The following is an 18,016-nucleotide window of genomic DNA, read 5'->3' on the forward strand; positions in this document are numbered from 1 at the left end:
CTGATGACACGGTCCCCCTCGCGGCGGCGTCCGGCGGGCCTGCCGGACGCCATAGATCTCGATGCGGAGCTCGCCCGCATCGCGGCGATGAACATCGAAGAGCTGCGCGAGATGTGGCGTGAGAAGCGGAAACGCGAACCTCCGGCCGCATTGACGAAGGATCTCATGGCCCGCGCGCTTGCACACTGGCTGCAAGAGGAGCGCCTCGGCGGATTGGAGACCCCTCTGCGCCGGCTACTCGCGACAGTCGCTAAGAAGGGCTCCGCGCCCTCGAGACGCTTGAAGATCGGTTCCGTCATTGTCCGAGAATATCAGGGCAAAGCGCAGGAGGTGCTCGTCGTCCCCGGCGGCTTCTGTTGGGAGGGACGGATCTATCCGAGCCTGTCGACCATCGCCTTGAAGATCACGGGCACAAATTGGAACGGGCCGCGCTTCTTTGGTCTGCGCGGCGACGAAGAGTCTGCGCGGTCAGCGGATGTAGACGAGACAATCCAGTCACGCGCCCTGCCGACAAGGTCTTCAATTCGGCCCAGCAGGAATACGCCCGAGCCGACCCTTCCCACACAACGCTCAGGCGGCGACTCGCAAACCGCCGCCTCTCCCGTTGTTAGTCGGGGACGCAGCGCATGAAAACAGCCGTCGCCAAGCCTCAGCGCTGTGCGATCTACACGCGCAAGTCGACCGAGCACAATCTCGACCTCGCCTTCAACTCGCTCGACGCTCAGCGGGAAGCTTGCGAGGCCTATATCAAGAGTCAGGCGCATGAAGGCTGGCGCCTCGTCGCCGATCGCTTCGACGACGGCGGACTGTCCGGCGCGTCGCTCGAGCGTCCAGCGTTACAAGGCCTTTTGGAGCGGGTCCGATCCCGTAAGATCGACATCATCGTCGTCTACAAGGTCGATCGCCTGACGCGCTCGCTCGCCGACTTCGCCAAGCTGGTCGAACTCTTCGATGAGTTTGACGTCTCCTTCGTCTCGGTCACCCAATCGTTCAACACCACCACAAGCATGGGAAGGTTGACCCTGAACGTGCTGCTGTCCTTCGCTCAATTTGAACGCGAGGTCATCGGAGAACGTGTCCGTGACAAGATCGCCGCCTCCAAGCGCAAGGGGATCTGGGTCGGCGGCCCGGTTCCTCTGGGCTATCGTAGCGTCGGCAAGAAGCTCGAAGTCGTTCCTGACGATGCGGGACTGGTGAAGAAAATTTTCGCCGATTACCTGCGCCTTGGGTCGATCGGCGAGCTGGCGGCGGCGCTCGACCGGGAAGATGTCAGACCAAGACCCCGGAAGCTCGCGAGCGGTAAAATTATCGCCGCCGAGCGCTTCATGGTCGGTCCGCTCGCGCATATGCTTAAAAATCGCTTTTATGTCGGCGAAATCGCCTATCGCGGCGAGATCCACAAGGGTGAGCACGAGCCGATCCTCGATCGCGATCTCTTCGACGCGGTGCAGGCGAGACTGGCCGAAGGCGCCGTCAAGCGAAAGCTCACGAGAGCACGTTCCTATTCCATGCTCGTCGGTCTTCTCTTCGACGATCGCGGCAATCCGATGAGCCCGAGCCACGCCAACAAGAAGGGCGTGCGCTATCGTTATTACGTGTCTCACGCGTTGCTGCAGAACCGAAAAAGCGAAGCGGGAACGGTCTCCCGCATGTCGGCGCCCGACGTTGAGCAACTTGTTTGCGACGCTGTGAGGAAAGCGTTGAACGCAAATGATGGCGCTTCCGATCGTGATCTGATTCGGGCGCGGATCGAGCGGATCGTCCTCCTATCCGATCGGATCGCGATCACGTTTCGCGAGCCGGAACTGCGAGCGGATCTATCGGACTCTGAAATTGCGCCGAACGAATTGCCCGAGCTGATGATCCCCTTTGTTCCAAAACGTGCGCCCCGGAAGGGAATTGCGCATGCGCCCACGGACCAAGAGACGATCGATTCCGAAACGCGGGAGACGTTGCTGAAGGCGATCGCGCGTTCACGCGGATGGATGGAGACGATCCTTTCGGATCAGGCCGCATCGTTCGACAACATCGCTGCCGACGAAGTTCTCGCCGAACGTCATGTCCGGCGCTTGGCCGTCCTGGCGTTCCTGTCGCCGAAAGTCATTCAGGCGATCGCTGACGGCGCCGCTCCCTCAGGTGTGACAGTCTCCAGTCTGACACAGGCTCTGCCCCATGCTTGGGCGGATCAAGAGCGACTGCTCGGCCTCAGCTAAAATCCCCAATCACGATCTTGTCCGATTGCGGCCGGCGCCGCGCCGTCTCATGCCTCCGTTGCGTCTCGATCCGGAACCGATGACATAGGGAATAAACACCCGGGTTAGTCCGGCCGAGCGGCGTCGAAGCGAACCAGTCTGCGCGCAAAGCGAACCCGTCTCAGGTGGCGTCCGTCGAAAAATCCCGGACATTGGAAAATCGCCGACTGAGACTTGGCCGGAATCACGCCATTGAGACCGGGATTTCCGACTCAGGAAAGTCTCTGAGCCGCCGCTCTTCGCGCAAATGCCCCGAATTCCCGGCCCTTTTCCCGAACCACGCGTCCGGTCTCAACTTCCGAGAATGTCTGGCTGGGGCGGGAGGATTCGAACCTCCGTATGGCGGAATCAAAATCCGCTGCCTTACCACTTGGCGACGCCCCAATGCGCAGGTGAGGCGATAGCGCGCCCCGTCGTGACAATCAACTGCCGGGCGGCGCGGCGAAGCCGCTCACACGGCGATCGCGCCGGCGCTCGCCGCGGCCCGCCTCAGCGCCGCGATATTGTCGGCATAGCAGAGCTGCCCGCCGCGGAAAGCGGCCGAGCCCGCGACGAGAACATCGGCGCCGGCTTCGACGATCTGCGGCGCCGTCAGCGGCGTCACGCCGCCGTCGACCTCGAGATGAATTGCGCGTCGTCCGATCATCTCGCGTATGGCGCGAATTTTATCGAGCTGCGATGGGATGAAGCTCTGCCCGCCGAAACCCGGATTGACGCTCATCACCAGGATGAGATCGATATCGTCGAGCACATATTGCAGCGCGCTCTCATGCGTCGCCGGATTGAGCGACACGCCCGCCTTCTTGCCGAGCGCGCGGATCGCCTGCAGCGAGCGGTGGAGATGCGGACCGTTCTCGGCGTGGACGGTGATGACGTCGGCGCCCGCGTCGGCGAAAGCGGCGATATAGGGGTCGGCCGGCGATATCATCAGATGCACGTCGAGCGTCAGGGTCGTCACCGGCCGCAGCGCCGCGACGACTCCCGGCCCGAAGGTGATATTGGGCACGAAATGCCCGTCCATCACGTCGAGATGAATCCAGTCGGCGCCGGCCTCGGCCATCGCCCGCGTCTCCTCTCCCAGCCGCGCGAAATCGGCCGAGAGAATCGAGGGCGCGATGAGAATGTCAGACGGCAAGTCGTTTGGTCCTACTCGTCGAAGAGATCCGCGTGCGGTCCTGTGCGGGCAAGCTGCAATTCGCCGCCTTCGATGCGATAGAGCAAGAGCCAGTCCGGCTCAATGTGGAGATCGCGAAATCCTTTCCACTTGCCCTTCAACGGATGGTCTCGACATTCGGGCGGCGGCGGCCGGCCCTTCATCAACAGCAGCAGGATCGCCTTGAGCTTTCCCATGTTCTTGCCGCCTTTCGGCGAGTTTCACGTCCTTTTTGAAGCGCCGGGGGTCAGCATCAGAGACCGAGGTCTTCAAACAATGCTTTGGCGTTATCGAAACGCTCGCCTTTCCCCTTGGCCAACTCGTTCATCGCTTCGACGCTTTCGGCGTTCGGCGCGCCGGTTTCGAAAGGCGGTCGTTGCTGATCGACGATGCGCAGCATCAGCAGACGGATGGCGTCGGAGATCGAAAGGCCCATGGGCTCCAGCACGGCGGCGGCGCGCCGCTTGGTCTCGGGGTCCATCCTGGCCTGGACGATGTCATCGGCCGATATGCGGCGCCTCCTGACTTTTTCGCTAACATATTAGCCCCTCAAGGGTCCTATTCAAGGTTCGATGGGCTTCCGGCCGGAAAGGGCGGTCAGATGCGGGCGGGCGGCGGCCCCCAAAGCAAAAGTAGAGCTTGCAACGGAGCATGGAGACTCAATGATTCGAGAACTAAGTCACATGCGAGATGCAATCGGGCGCGCCGATGACCGATCCGAATAAGTCGCAGATCGCCAGTTGGTCTAAGAACGCCGAGAGGTGGACGGCGGCCGTGCGCGGTCAAACGATCGCCAGCCGTCGCGAGGCGACCGACGCGGCGATCCTTTCCGCGGCGCGCGCCGGTCGGCTCGGAAAGGCGCTTGACGTTGGTTGCGGCGAGGGGTGGCTTTGCCGGGAACTAAGCCGAGAAGCCGTTGAGATCGTCGGCGTTGACGCTTCAAGGGAACTCATCTCGTGCGCCCGCGAAGCTGGAGGGGCGAGCTACCACGTTCTGAGCTACGCGGAGCTTGCCGAAACGCCCGGGATGACCGGATATGATTTCGATACGATCATCTGCAATTTTTCCTTGCTTGACGATAAGTCGACGCGCTGCTCGACGCGCTCGCGACGATCTCCAACGCCGAAGCCAGACTTCTCATCCAAACGCTTCATCCGGTCGCACTGGCGCCGCCCTATGAGGACGGATGGCGCATCGAGCGCTTTGACGGATTTGGCGCCGCCGGCTGGTCGCCCATGCCTTACTTTGCTCGAACGCTCGGCTCTTGGGTCGAGGCAATTTCGCGGAAGTGGGCGTTGAAACGAATCCTGGAGCCCAAAGCGCCGTCGGCGCGGACGCCCGCCTCGCTGCTGCTTGTCGCGGAGCGCGCCTGAACGTCTGCTGGACGCCTGACGGTCGGCGCTTCTGCGTGCGCCTGAGAAGTCTGTTCCTCCAAACCCCTCAATTGGGGAATGTTGAATCGTCGCGCCTGGCTTCGACATGTTGGCCAAGGATGCATCTGCGGTGCGCCCTTGGCCCTCGCCGAGAGCGGCGGCGCAAGCCTACTCCGCCGCCTTCTGGCCGGCGAACTGCGGATCGAGCGCGCCGCTGGCGTAGCGCTTGGCCATTTCGGAGAGCGGGATCGGCTTGATCTTCGAGGCCTGTCCGGCCGTGCCGAACTCCTCGTAGCGCTGCTTGCAGACGGCGCGCATCGCTTCCATCGCGGGCTTCAAATATTTGCGCGGATCGAACTCGCCCTTGTTCTTGCCGAGAACGTCGCGGATCGCCGCGGTCATGGCGATCCGGTTATCGGTGTCGATGTTGATCTTGCGCACGCCATATTTGATGCCGCGCTGAATCTCGGCGACCGGCACGCCCCAGGTCTGCGGCATCTCGCCGCCGGCGGCGTTGAAGGCGTCCTGCAAGTCCTGCGGCACCGACGAAGACCCATGCATCACGAGATGCGTGCTCGGCAGGCGACGATGAATTTCCTCGACGACCTTCATCGCCAGAATGGCGCCGTCGGGCTTGCGCGAGAATTTATAGGCGCCGTGGGACGTGCCCATGGCGATCGCCAGCGCGTCGACCTTGGTGCGGGCGACGAAATCCTCGGCCTGCGCCGGATCGGTCAGAAGCTGGTCATGCGAGAGCTTGCCTTCGGCGCCGTGGCCGTCTTCCTTTTCGCCCATGCCGCTCTCGAGCGAACCGAGCACGCCGAGCTCGCCTTCGACGGAAGCGCCGACCCAATGCGCCATGTCGACGACATTGCGGGTGACGCGCACATTGTAGTCGTAATCGGCGGGGGTCTTGCCGTCGGCCTTGAGCGAACCGTCCATCATCACCGAGGTGAAGCCGAAGCGGATGGCGGTGGCGCAGGTCGCTTCGGCGTTGCCGTGGTCAAGATGCATGACGAGCGGAATGTCCGGCCAGATCGCGGCAAGCGCCTCGATCATCTTGGCGAGCATGATGTCGTTGGCGTAGCTGCGCGCGCCGCGCGAGGCCTGGATGATGACCGGCGCATCGACCGCCGCCGCCGCCTCCATGACGGCGAGGCCCTGCTCCATATTGTTGATATTGAACGCCGGAACGCCGTAGTCGTGCTCGGCGGCGTGATCGAGCAGTTGCCGCAGGGTGATGAGAGCCATTGTCGCCTCCGCTATCTCTTACGTCTTAACTAGCGTACGGGCCGCGTCAGCCACAGCCTCCGCCGTGACGCCGAAATGCTTATACAGCTCGCCGGCCGGCCCGCTTGCGCCAAAGCCGCTCATGCCGATGAAGGCGCCGCGCTCGCCGATCCAGCGGTCCCAGCCGAGTCGAACCGCCGCCTCGACCGCAACGCGCGGGGCGCCGCCCAGCACTTCGGCGCGATAGGCCTCGGACTGAGCCTCGAAGAGTTCCCAGCAAGGCATGGAGACCACGGCGGCCTTCAGTCCTTGCTTGGCCAGAATGTCGGCGGCCACGAGGGCGATTTCAACCTCGGATCCCGTGGCGAGCAGCGTGACGTCGCGCTTTCCCGCCGCGTCGCGCAGCACATAGGCGCCCTTGGCGGAAAGGTTTTCGCCAATGGGCCGCTCGAGCGTCGGCAGGTTCTGTCGCGACAGGCTCAAGACCGACGGCGTGTGGCGGCTGGCCAGCGCCAGCTCCCAGCATTCGGCGGTCTCGATCGCGTCGGCCGGGCGGAAGACGTGGAGATTCGGCATGGCGCGCAACGCCGCCAGATGTTCGACCGGCTGATGCGTCGGCCCGTCTTCGCCAAGGCCGATCGAATCATGGGTGAGCACATAGATGACGCGCAGGCCCATGAGCGCCGAGAGGCGGATCGCGCCGCGCGCGTAATCGGAGAACACCAGGAAGGTGCCGCCGTAGGGCGCGAAGCCGCCATGCAGCGCGATCCCGTTCATCGCCGCCGCCATGCCGAATTCGCGCACGCCGTAATGGATGTAGCGGCCGGAAAAATCGTCCGGGGCGACCTCGCCCATGCCCTTGGTGATGGTGAAGTTCGAATGGGTCAGGTCGGCCGAGCCGCCGATCGTCGCCTGCGTCGCGGCGTTGATGACGCCGAGCGCCATTTCCGAGGATTTGCGCGTGGCGATTTTCGGCTTTTCGGCGACGAGCGTGGCGCGGAACTCAGCGAGCGGCTTGGCGATTTCCGCCGCGACGTCGGCTTTCATGAAGGCGTCGAAGGCGGCGCCTTTGGGCGACGCGGCGCGTCGCGCCTCCCAGGCTTCGCGCGCTTTGGCGCCGCGGCGCCCCGCCGTGCGCCAGGCCTCCAGCACGTCGTCGGGCAGCTCGAAAGGCGCGTGCGGCCAGACGAGCGCTTCACGCGCGGCGTCGATCTCCGCCGCGCCGAGCGGCGCGCCGTGGCAGCTTTCCTTGCCCTGCTTGGTCGGCGCGCCATAGCCGATCAGCGTGCGGCAGCCGATGAGCGAAGGCCGGGGGTCGGCCTGCGCCGCGGCGATCGCCTGCGCCACCGCCTCGGGATCGTGGCCGTCAATATGGGCCACGTGCCAGCCGGCGGCGGCGAAACGCGCGATCTGGTCCGTCGAGGTCGCAAGGCTCGTGGGTCCGTCGATCGAGATCGAGTTGTCATCCCAGAAGAGGATGAGCTTTGAGAGCTTCAAATGTCCGGCGAGGTCAATCGCCTCATGGCTGACGCCTTCCATCAGGCAGCCGTCGCCGGCGATCACATAGGTGAAATGATCGACGAGATCGTCGCCCAAGCGCGTCGCCGAGAGGCGTTCGGCGATCGCCATGCCGACCGCGGTCGCGAGCCCCTGTCCCAGCGGACCGGTGGTCGTCTCGATGCCGGCGGCGTGGCCATATTCGGGATGGCCTGCGGTCGGAGAACCGAGCTGGCGGAAGTTTTCGAGTTCTTTGCGGCCCATGCCCGGATAGCCGAGCAGATAGAGCAGCGCGTAAAGCAGCATCGACCCGTGGCCGGCCGACAGCACGAAACGGTCGCGGTCCGGCCAGTCGGGCCGGCTCGCGTCAAACTTCATGAAGCGCTGGAAAAGCACGGTCGCGACGTCGGCCATGCCCATCGGCATGCCGGGATGCCCGGATTTCGCCTTTTCGACCGCGTCCATTGCCAAAGCGCGAATGGCGTTGGCGTAGCGCGTCGGATTGGTTTTTGCGCCAGCCGCCGCCGCGGAGCTCTCCTTGGCCGCCGTCAATATAGTGTCGTTCACGTCACGCCTTTCCTGCGTCTGACCAGTTCGAGGATCCTTGGAGTAAGGATCAGCTGCATTGCGAGATCAAGCTTATTGCCTGGAATGACGATGGAATTGGCGCGCGACATCCAGCTTCCCGCGATCATCGCCACAAGATAGGGGAAGTCCACCCCTCGCGGATCGCGAAAGCGAATGACGACGATCGATTCGTCGGGCGTCGGAATCGACCGGGCGACGAAGGGATTCGAGGTGTCGACCGTCGGCGCGCGCTGGAAATTTATGTCCGTTTCCGAGAACTGTGGGCAGATATAATGCACATAATCATGCATGCGCCGCAGAATCGTCTCGGTGACGGCCTCGGTCGTGTAGCCGCGCGAATGCCGGTCGCGATGCAGCTTCTGCGTCCACTCCAGATTGATCACCGGAACGACGCCGATCTTGAGATCCGCGTAGCGCGCGACATTGACGTCATCGGTGACGACCGCGCCGTGCAGCCCTTCATAGAACAGCACGTCGGTATCGGCCGGCAGTTCCTCCCAATCGGTAAACGTCCCGGGCGGCACGCGAAGCCTCGCCGCCTCGTTTTCGTCATGGGCGTAATGGCGGTAGCGGCCGGAGCCCGTCTCGCCGTATTCGCGAAAGAGCGTCTCGAGCTCTGGCAGCAGATTGGCGTGAGGGCCAAAATGGCTGAAATTTTGGTTTCCCACCGCATGCGCCTCGGTGAGCTTGGCCTTCATCTCCACGCGATCGTAACGATGGAAGCTGTCGCCCTCGACATAGGCGACCTCGATGCGCTCGCGGCGGAAAATCTGTTCGAACGTCGCCTTGACCGAACTGGTGCCGGCGCCGGACGAGCCGGTGATGGAGATGATCGGATGTCTGACCGACATGGGCGCGCGACCCGGACCCTACGAGCAAGGCGAACTGGACGGCCTGCGGCGGGCCGGCCGACCGCGGGGGCTCCGCCGGCTTGTCGCACGGCGCGCGGGCAAAGGAAAGGCTCCCGCGCCCGGCGGGGACGCTGGGAGGCGCGACGGAGCGGGACGGCGGCCGCGGCGATGTGGCGACGGCTTGACGCAGCGCATGAGCGATGCAAGCGCGAGGCGATCGAGCAAGCAGCGGGCATCTGACATGTGGCGCAAGCCGATCCCCATCATCAACAACGGCTCCGGCCGGAATATTCGTCGTAAGCGCTGTTATGGCGAGACGAATTCGAACGCTCATCCGCCAGCCTTCGCCAATTCTCGCCATCGACTGGGAGCTACTCCGCTCCAGCTCTCGAAGGCGCGGCTGAAATGCGCGGGGTCCCGATAGCCGAGCATCAAGGCGATCTCGGTGATCGACCAGGATTGGCATAGCAGACTCATCGCCCGTCGCTGCAGTTTATTCTTCAATAGATCTGAGAAGCTCAGTCCGAACTCGGCGAGCCGGCGCTGCAGCGTTCGCTGCGATACACCCGCCCGACGAACAATGCGGGAAAGGTCAGGACGACCGTCGAGAAGCTCAAGATCGATCAGGGCGCCGACATTGCCCGGCATGTCATCCGGATCCGGAATGTCGAAGATGCGATCGAGTTCGTCGGCGCTGAGACCTCGATTCGCATTGAGATGCGGATTGACCGCCATCAGCAGCCGTTGATCGAACACGATCGTGCCGGGCGTGTCGCAGATTGCCGTATCGACGCCCATCTGCTCGTCGATACGACGCAGAGCGTTGGCGGGCAGACCCCCAACCATGATCCGATCTGGCAGCCAGTCCGCGCCGACGAAATGGCGGATCATGACGATCATGTACCAGAGTGCGAGAATCTCGTTCTGCGGACGGCCATCCGTAGCAGGGTCGGCTAACTCATATGACCAGTGCACGTCGTCGCCGTCTCGTCGGACGGTGAGCCGCGTCGCGCTCTGCATCATGTGCGGCAGACTTGTTCCCGCGCGATGGATCGCGTCCAATAAGGTGGGCGCTTGTATGACCCACTTGCCATAGACTCCTAAGCCCGCGATCGACGTTTGGCGGCCGAGTCGGGCCGCGAAAGCCTCGTCCCGCAATTCGCGCGAGGCGATCGCGAGCAGCCGGAAATGGTCGCGCAGAGGCAGAAGCGTATCGGGCGATTCCAGCAAACGGATGGGAAGCTCGGCGCGGCGAAAGACCCGCTCGATCGAGCCGCCGTTCGCGGCGACGACGCCGGCGATCGGCCCGAGCGTGCTCGCGCGCGTATATCCCGTTCGTCGCATCCATTGCCCTCGCGCGCCACTTAACGTCGGATTTCGGCATGTCCTGGCATGCAGATCTTCGGCGTAAAGCATAGCATTCCGCCTTCCGATCACGAACCCGCGCCAGTTGCGCCGTTTCGGCAAGAGATCCGAAAGAGAGATCAGAAAGAAAGCCAATGTGCGTTTATTGTCTCAACCTTTCTCGCGCTGCGAATGGAACGGCGTGGGGCAGCGTTTCGCGGCGCGACATATTGCGGCGCGCGATGGCTCTCGGCGTCGCTGCGCCCTTCGCGGCCGAGGCGTCGAAGGCCGTCTTCGCCGCTGAGCAGGGCGTTCCGGCGCCGGCGGATTTTAGGAAGGGCGTCGTCGAGGATCTCCTCGCCGGGGCGCATTCGCCCGAGCTCGCGGACTATCGCGTCTTCGAGATAAGCGGCTCCGATCTGCCGTGGACCAATCTCGGCCTTGAGGCCGTGAAAGGTCAGCAGATCACCTTTCTCGTCGCCGGACGATGGTGGCTGTCTCGTCAACATGACCTGTGGTTTCGTCCCGGTCTCGCCTTCCACGCTCGCACGCAGCATCGACGGCCGATCTTTAGTCCGGGCGCGGACACGAGCACCATGACCGCGTCGCATGACGGTCCCGTCGAGGTGGCCCGCTTGGCGACGCTGTACGCCGACGAGGACGGCCGGCTTACGATTCCGGAGGATGTTTATCGCAAGGATGACGTGAGAATGACCGGCCTTGCGCTTTTGTGGCGCGGCGACGCCGCCACTGGCCTCGCGAGCCTTGCCGCGAGCCTTGCCGCCAAGAGTGGCGACGTCGGCGCTCTTGTGGCGACGGAACTCGCGCGCCTGCGCCGTAACCGCAGGCTGCCGGAAGGCTGGTCCAATATCTTTTTACTCGGCGGCGGAGAGGAGAGCTTCGTCTGGGACGCGAACGGCGAGATCGTCTGCGAGAGCGCGGGAGCCGCTTCCATTATCGAGCGGCCGCTGACTCTTCCACTCGCCTCCGGTCCGAAACTCGGCTGGCGTTGGAAGATCGACGAGCTGCCGTCTGCGGCGGCGGAAGATCAGGCGCCCGTTCACGATTATCTGTCCATCGGCGTGAAATTCGACGATGGGCAGGACCTCACCTATATCTGGAGCGCGGCGCTGCCCGAGGGTAAGGTTTTCCGCTGTCCGCTGGCCGGCTGGAATGCCATCGAGACCCATATGATCGTCGGTTCCGGCATGAAGGACCTGGGATCGTGGCGGGAGCTGGAGCGGGACGTCGCTTCCGACTACGCCGCCCATATCGCCGGATCGGCCAAGGCGATCAGCCATGTCTGGCTGTTGGCGATTACGCCGTTCCAGCGCCGCCGCGGCGCATGCCGTTTCGCCGACATCAGGGTCGAGACAGCCGACGGCGCTATGCGCAAACTCTAATATCGCGGCTTCAAAGTTCTTAGCGGTCCGCGTGGGCGGCCTTAGCGAGCCTCCGACCATGTAGTTGAGTCTGACATCAGCTGATCAGCGCAACATCGAGGTGGATGGCGTCGAGCGACTGCTTTGACAGTCCACTCACCATTACCATTTTACGCTCATGGATCTCCCGATCGGCGAACTGTTCATCTTGGGTTTTCGCGACCCGCTCATCCCTGGCTGGCTGCAGGATTTTGCCCGTAGCTTCGGCTTGGGCGGGGTCATTCTTTTCGACTACGACTGTACAGATCAGAAATACGAGCGGAACGTCTTTGGCCCCGCTCAGCTCGAGGAGCTTTGCGAGGGCCTTCACGCTCTCCCCTCGCGTCCGCTCATCTTTATCGATCAGGAAGGCGGCAAGGTCCGCCGATTGAAGGAAGAGCGCGGCTTTATTCCGCTGCCCAGCGCCCGCCAGTTCGGGCGACTGACCGCTTCGGAACGGCGGGACGTTTTACGCCCGTCCTATGCGCAGATGCGACAGATCGGCATCGACGTGAACCTGTCGCCGGTCGTCGACCTCGACATCAACCCCGACAGCCCGGATGTGGGGTCCGTCCAGCGCAGCTACTCGAGCGATCCGAAGGTTGTCGAGGCATGCGTGGAGGCGCTGGCGGAAGTCGCTGGTTCGGTGAATTTGAAACTTTGCTTGAAGCACTTCCCCGGAACCGGCGGCGCGAAGGTGAATCCCCACGACCATGTCATGGATCTTTCCGATTGCCTGACCGACGCGCAAGTGAACGTGTTCAAGGAGCTGATCGCACGGGTGCCGATGGTGCTGTTCAGCCATGGCATCGTGAATCAATGGGAGAGAGACACTCCCGTCTGCCTCTCCGCCGTCGCGGTGAATAAAATGCGCAGCTGGGCGCCGGACGCCTGCATCCTGACCGACGATTTGCAAATGCAGGGCGTGCAAAAGCTGATGTCGACGGGCGAGGCCTGCGTGAAGGCGGTTCATGCCGGCGCGGATTTGATCCTCATCGGCAACAACATGAAAGACGAGCAGGACCAGGCGGCGGAATTCGCCCGTCGGCTGCTCTCGGCCTGCGCGCAGGATGCGTCCATGCGGGCTCACGCCGAGGCCTCCATCAAGCGAGTACGGAAGCTGAAATTTGGATGAACTGATTAAGCCCTACTCGTGCGTCACATCTTCCCGAATGTACGGCTGGGTCTCTCGAAGGTCCGCCGCCTTTGGCCGCTCGACCATCAAGCTCATGGCGCGACGTAAATGGCCCTCTGCCTCGTCCAGCGCCGCCGCCGCCTTGGCGAGCCCGTAACCCTGCAGCAACAGAAAGGCGAGCTTCACGCTCCCGCCGGCGCGCTGCAAGGCCTCATGGATCTCCTCGTCGGCGCGGCCGGTCAGCCGCGACAGGATTTTTTCGCTCCGTCGGACCAGTTTCTTGTTCGAAGCCTGCACATCCACCATGAGGCCGTCGTAGACGCGCCCGAGCAGAATCATCACGAGCGACGAGAGCAGAATAAGCGTGATTCGCTGGGCGGTTCCCGCCTTCATCCGCGTCGAGCCGGCGATCGGTTCGGCGCCGGTTTCGAGGAAAATCGCATGATCGGCCTCCTGGAGAAGCGGCGTCCCGCGATTATTCGCGACGCCGATTGTCAAGGAGCCTCTGTTTTTCGCCTCGCGCAAACAGGCGAGCGTAAAAGGCGTCGTGCCGCTTGCGGCCACCGCGATGGTCACATCGGACGCCCCGATCTCATGGCGCCGAACGAGTTCGACCGCCTGATGGTCCTGGTCTTCGGCGCCTTCAACAGCGTGTAGCAAAGCGGTTTGTCCGCCCGCCATGAGGAGCAGAAGCCGATCTTGCGGCCAGCCGAAGGTCGGCATGAGCTCCGCCCCATCTTGCGCAGCCAATCGACCGGATGTGCCGGCGCCGACGTAAACAAGCCGCCCGGGCCCGCGCAGCCGGCGCTCAATCGCAAGCGCCGCCCGCTCAATCGCGGGGCGCGCGGCTCGAACGGCCGCGACGGCGGAAAATTGCCCTTCGATCATTGAATCCAGGATCTCGGCCGGTTCCCAGACGTCGATCTTGGCATAGCGCGGACTTTGGCGTTCGGTCTCCGTCGGGCACATCGGCGCAATTCCAGGTGATAAGCCGCATATGGCCAATGACGGAGAGAGTTCAAGCTAAGCTTGCTATAGCGGGCTGATGACGCCGGCGCCAACGCGGGAGCTGCGCTTGAACTTGCTTTCCCGCGCGTCCGGCTCAATCTCTGTGCTGATGGGTTTGACCGGAAGCCTAAACCAATGACCGTCCTCGACGCGCAGATGATTTCCGATATGCGAGAGGCTCCGGCGGCCGTGCGACGGCAGGGTGACGGGCTCGCCGAGGTTCTCCCAGTTCTCGCGGATCGGTTACGGCGCAAGCCGCCTCAAGTCGTCGTCACCTGCGCGCGCGGCAGTTCGGCGCACGCCGCGACCTTCGGCAAGCATCTGATCGAGCGATACCTCGGCGTTGTGGTGGCGCCCGCCGCGCCCAGCATCACGACGATCTATCAGCGGCCTCTGCGCTTGGCTGACCAGCTCTTTCTCGCAATTTCACAGTCGGGCGAAAGCAGCGACATCATCGAACAGGCCGCTGCGGCGCGCGCCTGCGGGGCCGTGACCGCCTGCATCACAAATGACCCGGCGAGCGGGCTCGCGCAGGCTTGCGAATTCGTGTTGCCGATGGCGGCGGGCCCCGAGCTCAGCATCCCCGCGACCAAAACGTTCATCGCATCGGTGGCGGCGCTTGCCCGACTGGTCGCCGTTTGGTCCGAGGACGCGGCGCTCGCGAACGCGTTGAGGGCGTTGCCGGATCGCCTCGCCGCCGCGAGCGATCTCGACTGGAGCGGCGTCCTGGAGAGGATCGCAGGCGCGGAAAGCCTCGTCACGATCGGACGCGGTCCGACGCTCGCCATCGCGCGCGAGGCAGCCCTGAAACTGAAAGAAACCTCGGATCTCCACGCGGAATGCTTTTCTTCGGCCGAATTCCTCCACGGCCCGGTCGCTCTGGTGGCGCCTGACTATCCCGTGCTCATGTTTGCGCCGACTGACGCCGCCGCCGCGGGCATGACGCAGCTCGCCGCGGATCTCAGGGCAAAGGGAGCGGCGGTCTTCATCACCTCCTCGGAGGCGCGGACGCCCGACCGGCTTCCAGCGTTGCCCCCTGAACATCCCGAAACCGACGCGATCTGTCTGATCCAGAGCTTCTACGCGATGGTCGTTCGCCTGGCGGCGATGCGCGGAAAAAACGCCGACCGGCCGCGCCACCTGCGCAAGATCACGCGCACCCGATGAACGGCTGCTCTCGACGCGCGGTGGCCGCGGACGTCGTCTTCGACGGCGAAAAAAAGCATGACGACTTTGCCGTCGTGATCGAAGATACGCGAATCGCGGCGCTGACGCGGCGCTCGGATCTCCCAACTTCGATTGAAGTTTACAACGTCGCTCAAGGCGCATGGCTCGCGCCGGGCTTTATCGACATTCAGGTCAACGGCGGAGGAGACGTCCTTTTCAACGCCGATCCGACGCCCGCCGCTTTGGCGGCGATTGCGCAGGCGCATCGCAAGTTCGGCGTGACGTCGCTCTTGCCGACGCTCATCACTGATAGCGATGAAGCGATGGCTGCGGCGCTTGGCGCCGTCAGCGCAGTCATGGCGCATGAGCCCGGCATTCTCGGGGTTCATCTCGAAGGCCCTTTCTTGTCGCCGGAAAAACCGGGCGTTCATCGGCGAGAGTTTATCCGCCGCCCACAACCCCATCATCGCCAAATGCTCGGCGCGTTTCGCGAGGGCGTTTTGCTCGTGACGCTCGCGCCCGAGGAGGCGCCCAACTGCTTCATCGCCGAACTTGTCGCTGCGGGAGCGAAGGTCTCGCTCGGTCATTCGATGGCGACTTATGAGCAAACCCGCGCCGCAATGGCCGAGGGCCTGACGGGCTTCACGCATTTGTTCAACGCGATGCGTCCGCTTTCCGCGCGCGAGCCCGGACCTGTCGCGGCGGCGCTCGAATCGCCCGACGCCTATTACGGGATGATCGTCGACGGCGAGCACGTCGCGCCCGCCATGCTGGGATTGGCGATGCGCGGCGTCGGACGCCCCATGCTGGTGAGCGACGCCATGCCGCCGGTCGGCGGGATAAAAACAGAGTTCGATCTCCTTGGCGCGCGGATCATGGTCCGCGACGGCAGTTGCCGCACGCAGGAGGGCGCGCTTGCAGGATCGTCGATCGAGATGGCGAGCGCGGTTCGCAACTGCGTGCGACTTCTCGGACTTCCTCTGGAGCGGGCGCTGCGCTGCGCCTCTCGCCACCCTGCCGAATTTCTAGGTCTCGGACGCTCGCTCGGCCGCCTCGCGCCGGGATATCGGGCCGACATGGCAGCGTTCGATCCAAAGGATATTTCGGTCTCCGCCGCCTGGGTGGCCGGCGAAAGATCGGATTATTATCCGGGGGCTTAGCTCGTGGGCCACGTCAGAAGCGCGACAACCTCGCTCAAGCGAATATTGAGCATCCACAAAAGTGCTTGCCGGGCGAAGAACTATATCGCAGACAATTTCTCACTTCTCGATTCATTGGATTGGATCGAGCTCGCTGCGCTTTTAGGGAGAGACCGATGTCTACCGATCAAAACTTCCCGTCGGAAAAAGTGGCGTCGGAGATCGCCGCGCCGCAGGTTGTGCGGCCTCTCAATCAGCGTGGCCGGGTGGAACGTAGAGAGGTGCTGCGCGCCGCTACGGCCGGAATTATCGGGACCATCTTCGGCGCCAAATCCGCCAATGCGACAGGGCTGTTCTCACGCCTGATGGGAGACTCAGCGTCGGCGGCGGAGGCGAACGCGCCGCGTCTTGCGACGCTTGGCGACTACGTCTGGCTCACCCCGACGAAGCTCGGCGGGGGCGCTCAGGTGCAGGATCTTGCGACCGGCAAGACAATGGCCTGGATCGAATATTGGAATTACGGCGACAGCTGCCCGATCGCCCATCATCTCGCGGCCTTTCCTTCGGCTGACCCGCGCAAAGGCTTCGAATTCGTAAACTCGACCCAGGGTGGGCAGAACGTCCTGATTTATGGCATCCCCACGCAGATCCGGGAACATGGAATGCTCGATCCCTTGTGGGGCCAGGGCAATCAGATCTATCGCGTCGGCTTTGACGGGCAGCAGATGAATTTGCTCGAGAATGTCGCCGAGACCACGGGGATCGGACTTGGCGTGCACACCGTGATTTTCCCGGATGCGTCTGGCTTCACGGTCGCGGACGGGCAAAAGGATGTGGTCGCCTTCTTCAATCGCGCCACTGGAAACCAGAAGACGACGGTGATCGACGCATTCCGCTTCGACTGGCGCGGAAACGAGCCGGACGGCGTGCTCGAGGACAACTGGTTCAAGGGAGGAACCGTTCGCGTTTCCCGTCTCTTAAAGGCGCCTGACACCGGGCTGTACGATTATCGCGGCGTCAAGGGAAACAAGCTCGATTGGGAGATGGTGCCCATGGGCGAGTATCTCGCCTATTCGGGACAGCTTCCGGGCGACTCGGTGAAGACGCTGACCGGCGCCGATAATTGCGTCCACCATCCGATCCATCCGCTCTCGCTGGTGACGCTTCGCATGTTCGCCGTCGGCGTCGTCATCGACCGGACGACGATGGAGCCGGTTGCGTGCATCTCTTCGCCGGACGGCACGACCAAGGAAAGCATTCCGGTCAAAAAGATCGCCGACGGCATTTGGGACATCAAGCTGGATAATGTCGTGTCGTCGGGACACGAATGCGGTTTTGGACCGCACGGCAAATGGTTCACCATGACGAACAACACCCGACAAAACAGCATGGGCGTGTTCGACTGTTCGGATCGCGATCCGCGCAACTGGAAGCGAGTCACCGAGTTCAAGGATTCGCACTGGGTCGGCTCGACGCCAAGCCCGTTCCACATCACCTATTCGATGGACGGCTCAAAGATGTTTGTCTCCGAGCTGCATCGCAAGCCGGCGAAAAGCGCCATCGTCGTCGTCGACACCAATACGTGGACGACGATCAAGCGCTTCGAGAATGTGGGCGTTGACCTGCAGACGATGCATGTCACCTATGACGGTAAATATGTGCTCGCGATCTTCAGCGGATTCCAGCGGCTCGAAGGAGGAACCTTCATCTTCACGCAGGATACGCTGGAGCCCGTTGGTTATATTCCGAACTTTGGCGGTCACCACGACTGCGTCATTGTTCCGCGGAACAACGAAGAACTGATCCACAGCCGCTGCACCACAGTCTGACGGGATCGGCGAACCCGCAAAGACGGTTC

The 18,016-nt window shown here is 63.1% G+C and carries 16 protein-coding genes and 1 tRNA gene; 7 read left to right on the top strand and 10 right to left on the bottom strand.

Annotation, left to right across the window (positions count from 1 at the left end):
* The first annotated feature begins 3 nt into the window (after positions 1 to 3).
* Together IYW40_RS14490 and IYW40_RS14495 are read left to right on the top strand one after the other, a co-directional pair.
* Complete coding sequence (locus IYW40_RS14490; protein WP_196401025.1) at positions 4 to 630, top strand: DUF2924 domain-containing protein; 627 nt, start codon at positions 4 to 6, stop codon at positions 628 to 630.
* Positions 627 to 2,213, top strand: coding sequence for a recombinase family protein (locus IYW40_RS14495; protein WP_196401026.1), 1,587 nt, complete (start codon positions 627 to 629; stop codon positions 2,211 to 2,213). The genes IYW40_RS14490 and IYW40_RS14495 overlap by 4 nt, the downstream gene beginning before the upstream one ends.
* 348 nt (positions 2,214 to 2,561) lie before the next feature.
* On the opposite strand, the gene IYW40_RS14500 is transcribed toward IYW40_RS14495, so the two are convergent.
* The 8 genes from IYW40_RS14500 to IYW40_RS14540 form a co-directional block, all read right to left on the bottom strand.
* A tRNA-Gln gene (locus IYW40_RS14500) sits at positions 2,562 to 2,636 on the bottom strand.
* 67 nt (positions 2,637 to 2,703) lie between these two features.
* Positions 2,704 to 3,387, bottom strand: coding sequence for a ribulose-phosphate 3-epimerase (gene rpe, locus IYW40_RS14505; protein WP_196401027.1), 684 nt, complete (start codon positions 3,385 to 3,387; stop codon positions 2,704 to 2,706).
* Between the two features lie 11 nt (positions 3,388 to 3,398).
* Positions 3,399 to 3,602, bottom strand: a complete 204-nt coding sequence (locus tag IYW40_RS14510) for a type II toxin-antitoxin system YafQ family toxin (RefSeq protein WP_196401028.1) — start codon at positions 3,600 to 3,602, stop codon at positions 3,399 to 3,401.
* A 56-nt stretch (positions 3,603 to 3,658) separates the two neighbouring features.
* The gene (locus IYW40_RS14515) at positions 3,659 to 3,916 is read right to left on the bottom strand and encodes a type II toxin-antitoxin system RelB/DinJ family antitoxin (protein ID WP_196401072.1); all 258 of its coding nucleotides are present in this window, start codon (positions 3,914 to 3,916) and stop codon (positions 3,659 to 3,661) included.
* 1,030 nt (positions 3,917 to 4,946) lie between these two features.
* A complete protein-coding gene (fba, locus tag IYW40_RS14525) occupies positions 4,947 to 6,029 on the bottom strand; it encodes a class II fructose-bisphosphate aldolase (protein ID WP_196401029.1) in 1,083 nt (360 codons plus the stop codon).
* Positions 6,030 to 6,047: 18 nt separating this feature from the next.
* Positions 6,048 to 8,072: a transketolase gene (gene tkt / locus IYW40_RS14530; RefSeq protein WP_196401030.1), complete on the bottom strand. Its 2,025-nt coding sequence runs from the start codon at positions 8,070 to 8,072 to the stop codon at positions 6,048 to 6,050.
* On the bottom strand, positions 8,069 to 8,944 hold the full coding sequence (locus IYW40_RS14535; protein WP_196401031.1) for a phosphoribulokinase: 876 nt from the start codon (positions 8,942 to 8,944) through the stop codon (positions 8,069 to 8,071). Before IYW40_RS14535 ends, tkt begins: the two co-directional genes overlap by 4 nt.
* Positions 8,945 to 9,274: 330 nt before the next feature.
* Positions 9,275 to 10,288, bottom strand: a complete 1,014-nt coding sequence (locus IYW40_RS14540; RefSeq protein ID WP_196401032.1) for an AraC family transcriptional regulator — start codon at positions 10,286 to 10,288, stop codon at positions 9,275 to 9,277.
* Between the two features lie 242 nt (positions 10,289 to 10,530).
* Here IYW40_RS14540 and IYW40_RS14545 point away from each other — a divergent pair, with 242 nt between their 5' ends.
* Positions 10,531 to 11,691, top strand: a complete 1,161-nt coding sequence (locus tag IYW40_RS14545; protein ID WP_246720812.1) for a DUF3047 domain-containing protein — start codon at positions 10,531 to 10,533, stop codon at positions 11,689 to 11,691.
* A 76-nt stretch (positions 11,692 to 11,767) separates the two neighbouring features.
* Here the strand turns inward: IYW40_RS14545 and IYW40_RS22280 are convergent, their stop codons facing one another.
* Positions 11,768 to 12,040: a hypothetical protein gene (locus IYW40_RS22280; protein WP_348644287.1), complete on the bottom strand. Its 273-nt coding sequence runs from the start codon at positions 12,038 to 12,040 to the stop codon at positions 11,768 to 11,770.
* Here IYW40_RS22280 and IYW40_RS14550 point away from each other — a divergent pair.
* Positions 11,939 to 12,844, top strand: coding sequence for a glycoside hydrolase family 3 N-terminal domain-containing protein (locus IYW40_RS14550; protein ID WP_348644286.1), 906 nt, complete (start codon positions 11,939 to 11,941; stop codon positions 12,842 to 12,844). The genes IYW40_RS22280 and IYW40_RS14550 overlap by 102 nt on opposite strands.
* A 12-nt stretch (positions 12,845 to 12,856) precedes the next feature.
* Here the strand turns inward: IYW40_RS14550 and IYW40_RS14555 are convergent, their stop codons facing one another.
* Positions 12,857 to 13,813, bottom strand: a complete 957-nt coding sequence (locus IYW40_RS14555) for an N-acetylmuramic acid 6-phosphate etherase (protein ID WP_196401035.1) — start codon at positions 13,811 to 13,813, stop codon at positions 12,857 to 12,859.
* A 174-nt stretch (positions 13,814 to 13,987) separates the two neighbouring features.
* Between IYW40_RS14555 and IYW40_RS14560 the strand changes: the two genes are divergently transcribed.
* From IYW40_RS14560 to IYW40_RS14570, 3 genes are all read left to right on the top strand, one after another.
* Complete coding sequence (locus IYW40_RS14560; protein ID WP_196401036.1) at positions 13,988 to 15,019, top strand: SIS domain-containing protein; 1,032 nt, start codon at positions 13,988 to 13,990, stop codon at positions 15,017 to 15,019.
* Complete coding sequence (gene nagA, locus IYW40_RS14565; RefSeq protein WP_196401037.1) at positions 15,016 to 16,179, top strand: N-acetylglucosamine-6-phosphate deacetylase; 1,164 nt, start codon at positions 15,016 to 15,018, stop codon at positions 16,177 to 16,179. Before IYW40_RS14560 ends, nagA begins: the two co-directional genes overlap by 4 nt.
* 155 nt (positions 16,180 to 16,334) lie before the next feature.
* A complete protein-coding gene (locus IYW40_RS14570; protein ID WP_210327298.1) occupies positions 16,335 to 17,987 on the top strand; it encodes a hypothetical protein in 1,653 nt (550 codons plus the stop codon).
* The last annotated feature ends 29 nt before the right edge of the window (positions 17,988 to 18,016 follow it).

The sequence above is a fragment of the Methylocystis sp. H4A genome (assembly GCF_015709545.1).
GTDB lineage: Bacteria > Pseudomonadota > Alphaproteobacteria > Rhizobiales > Beijerinckiaceae > Methylocystis > Methylocystis silviterrae.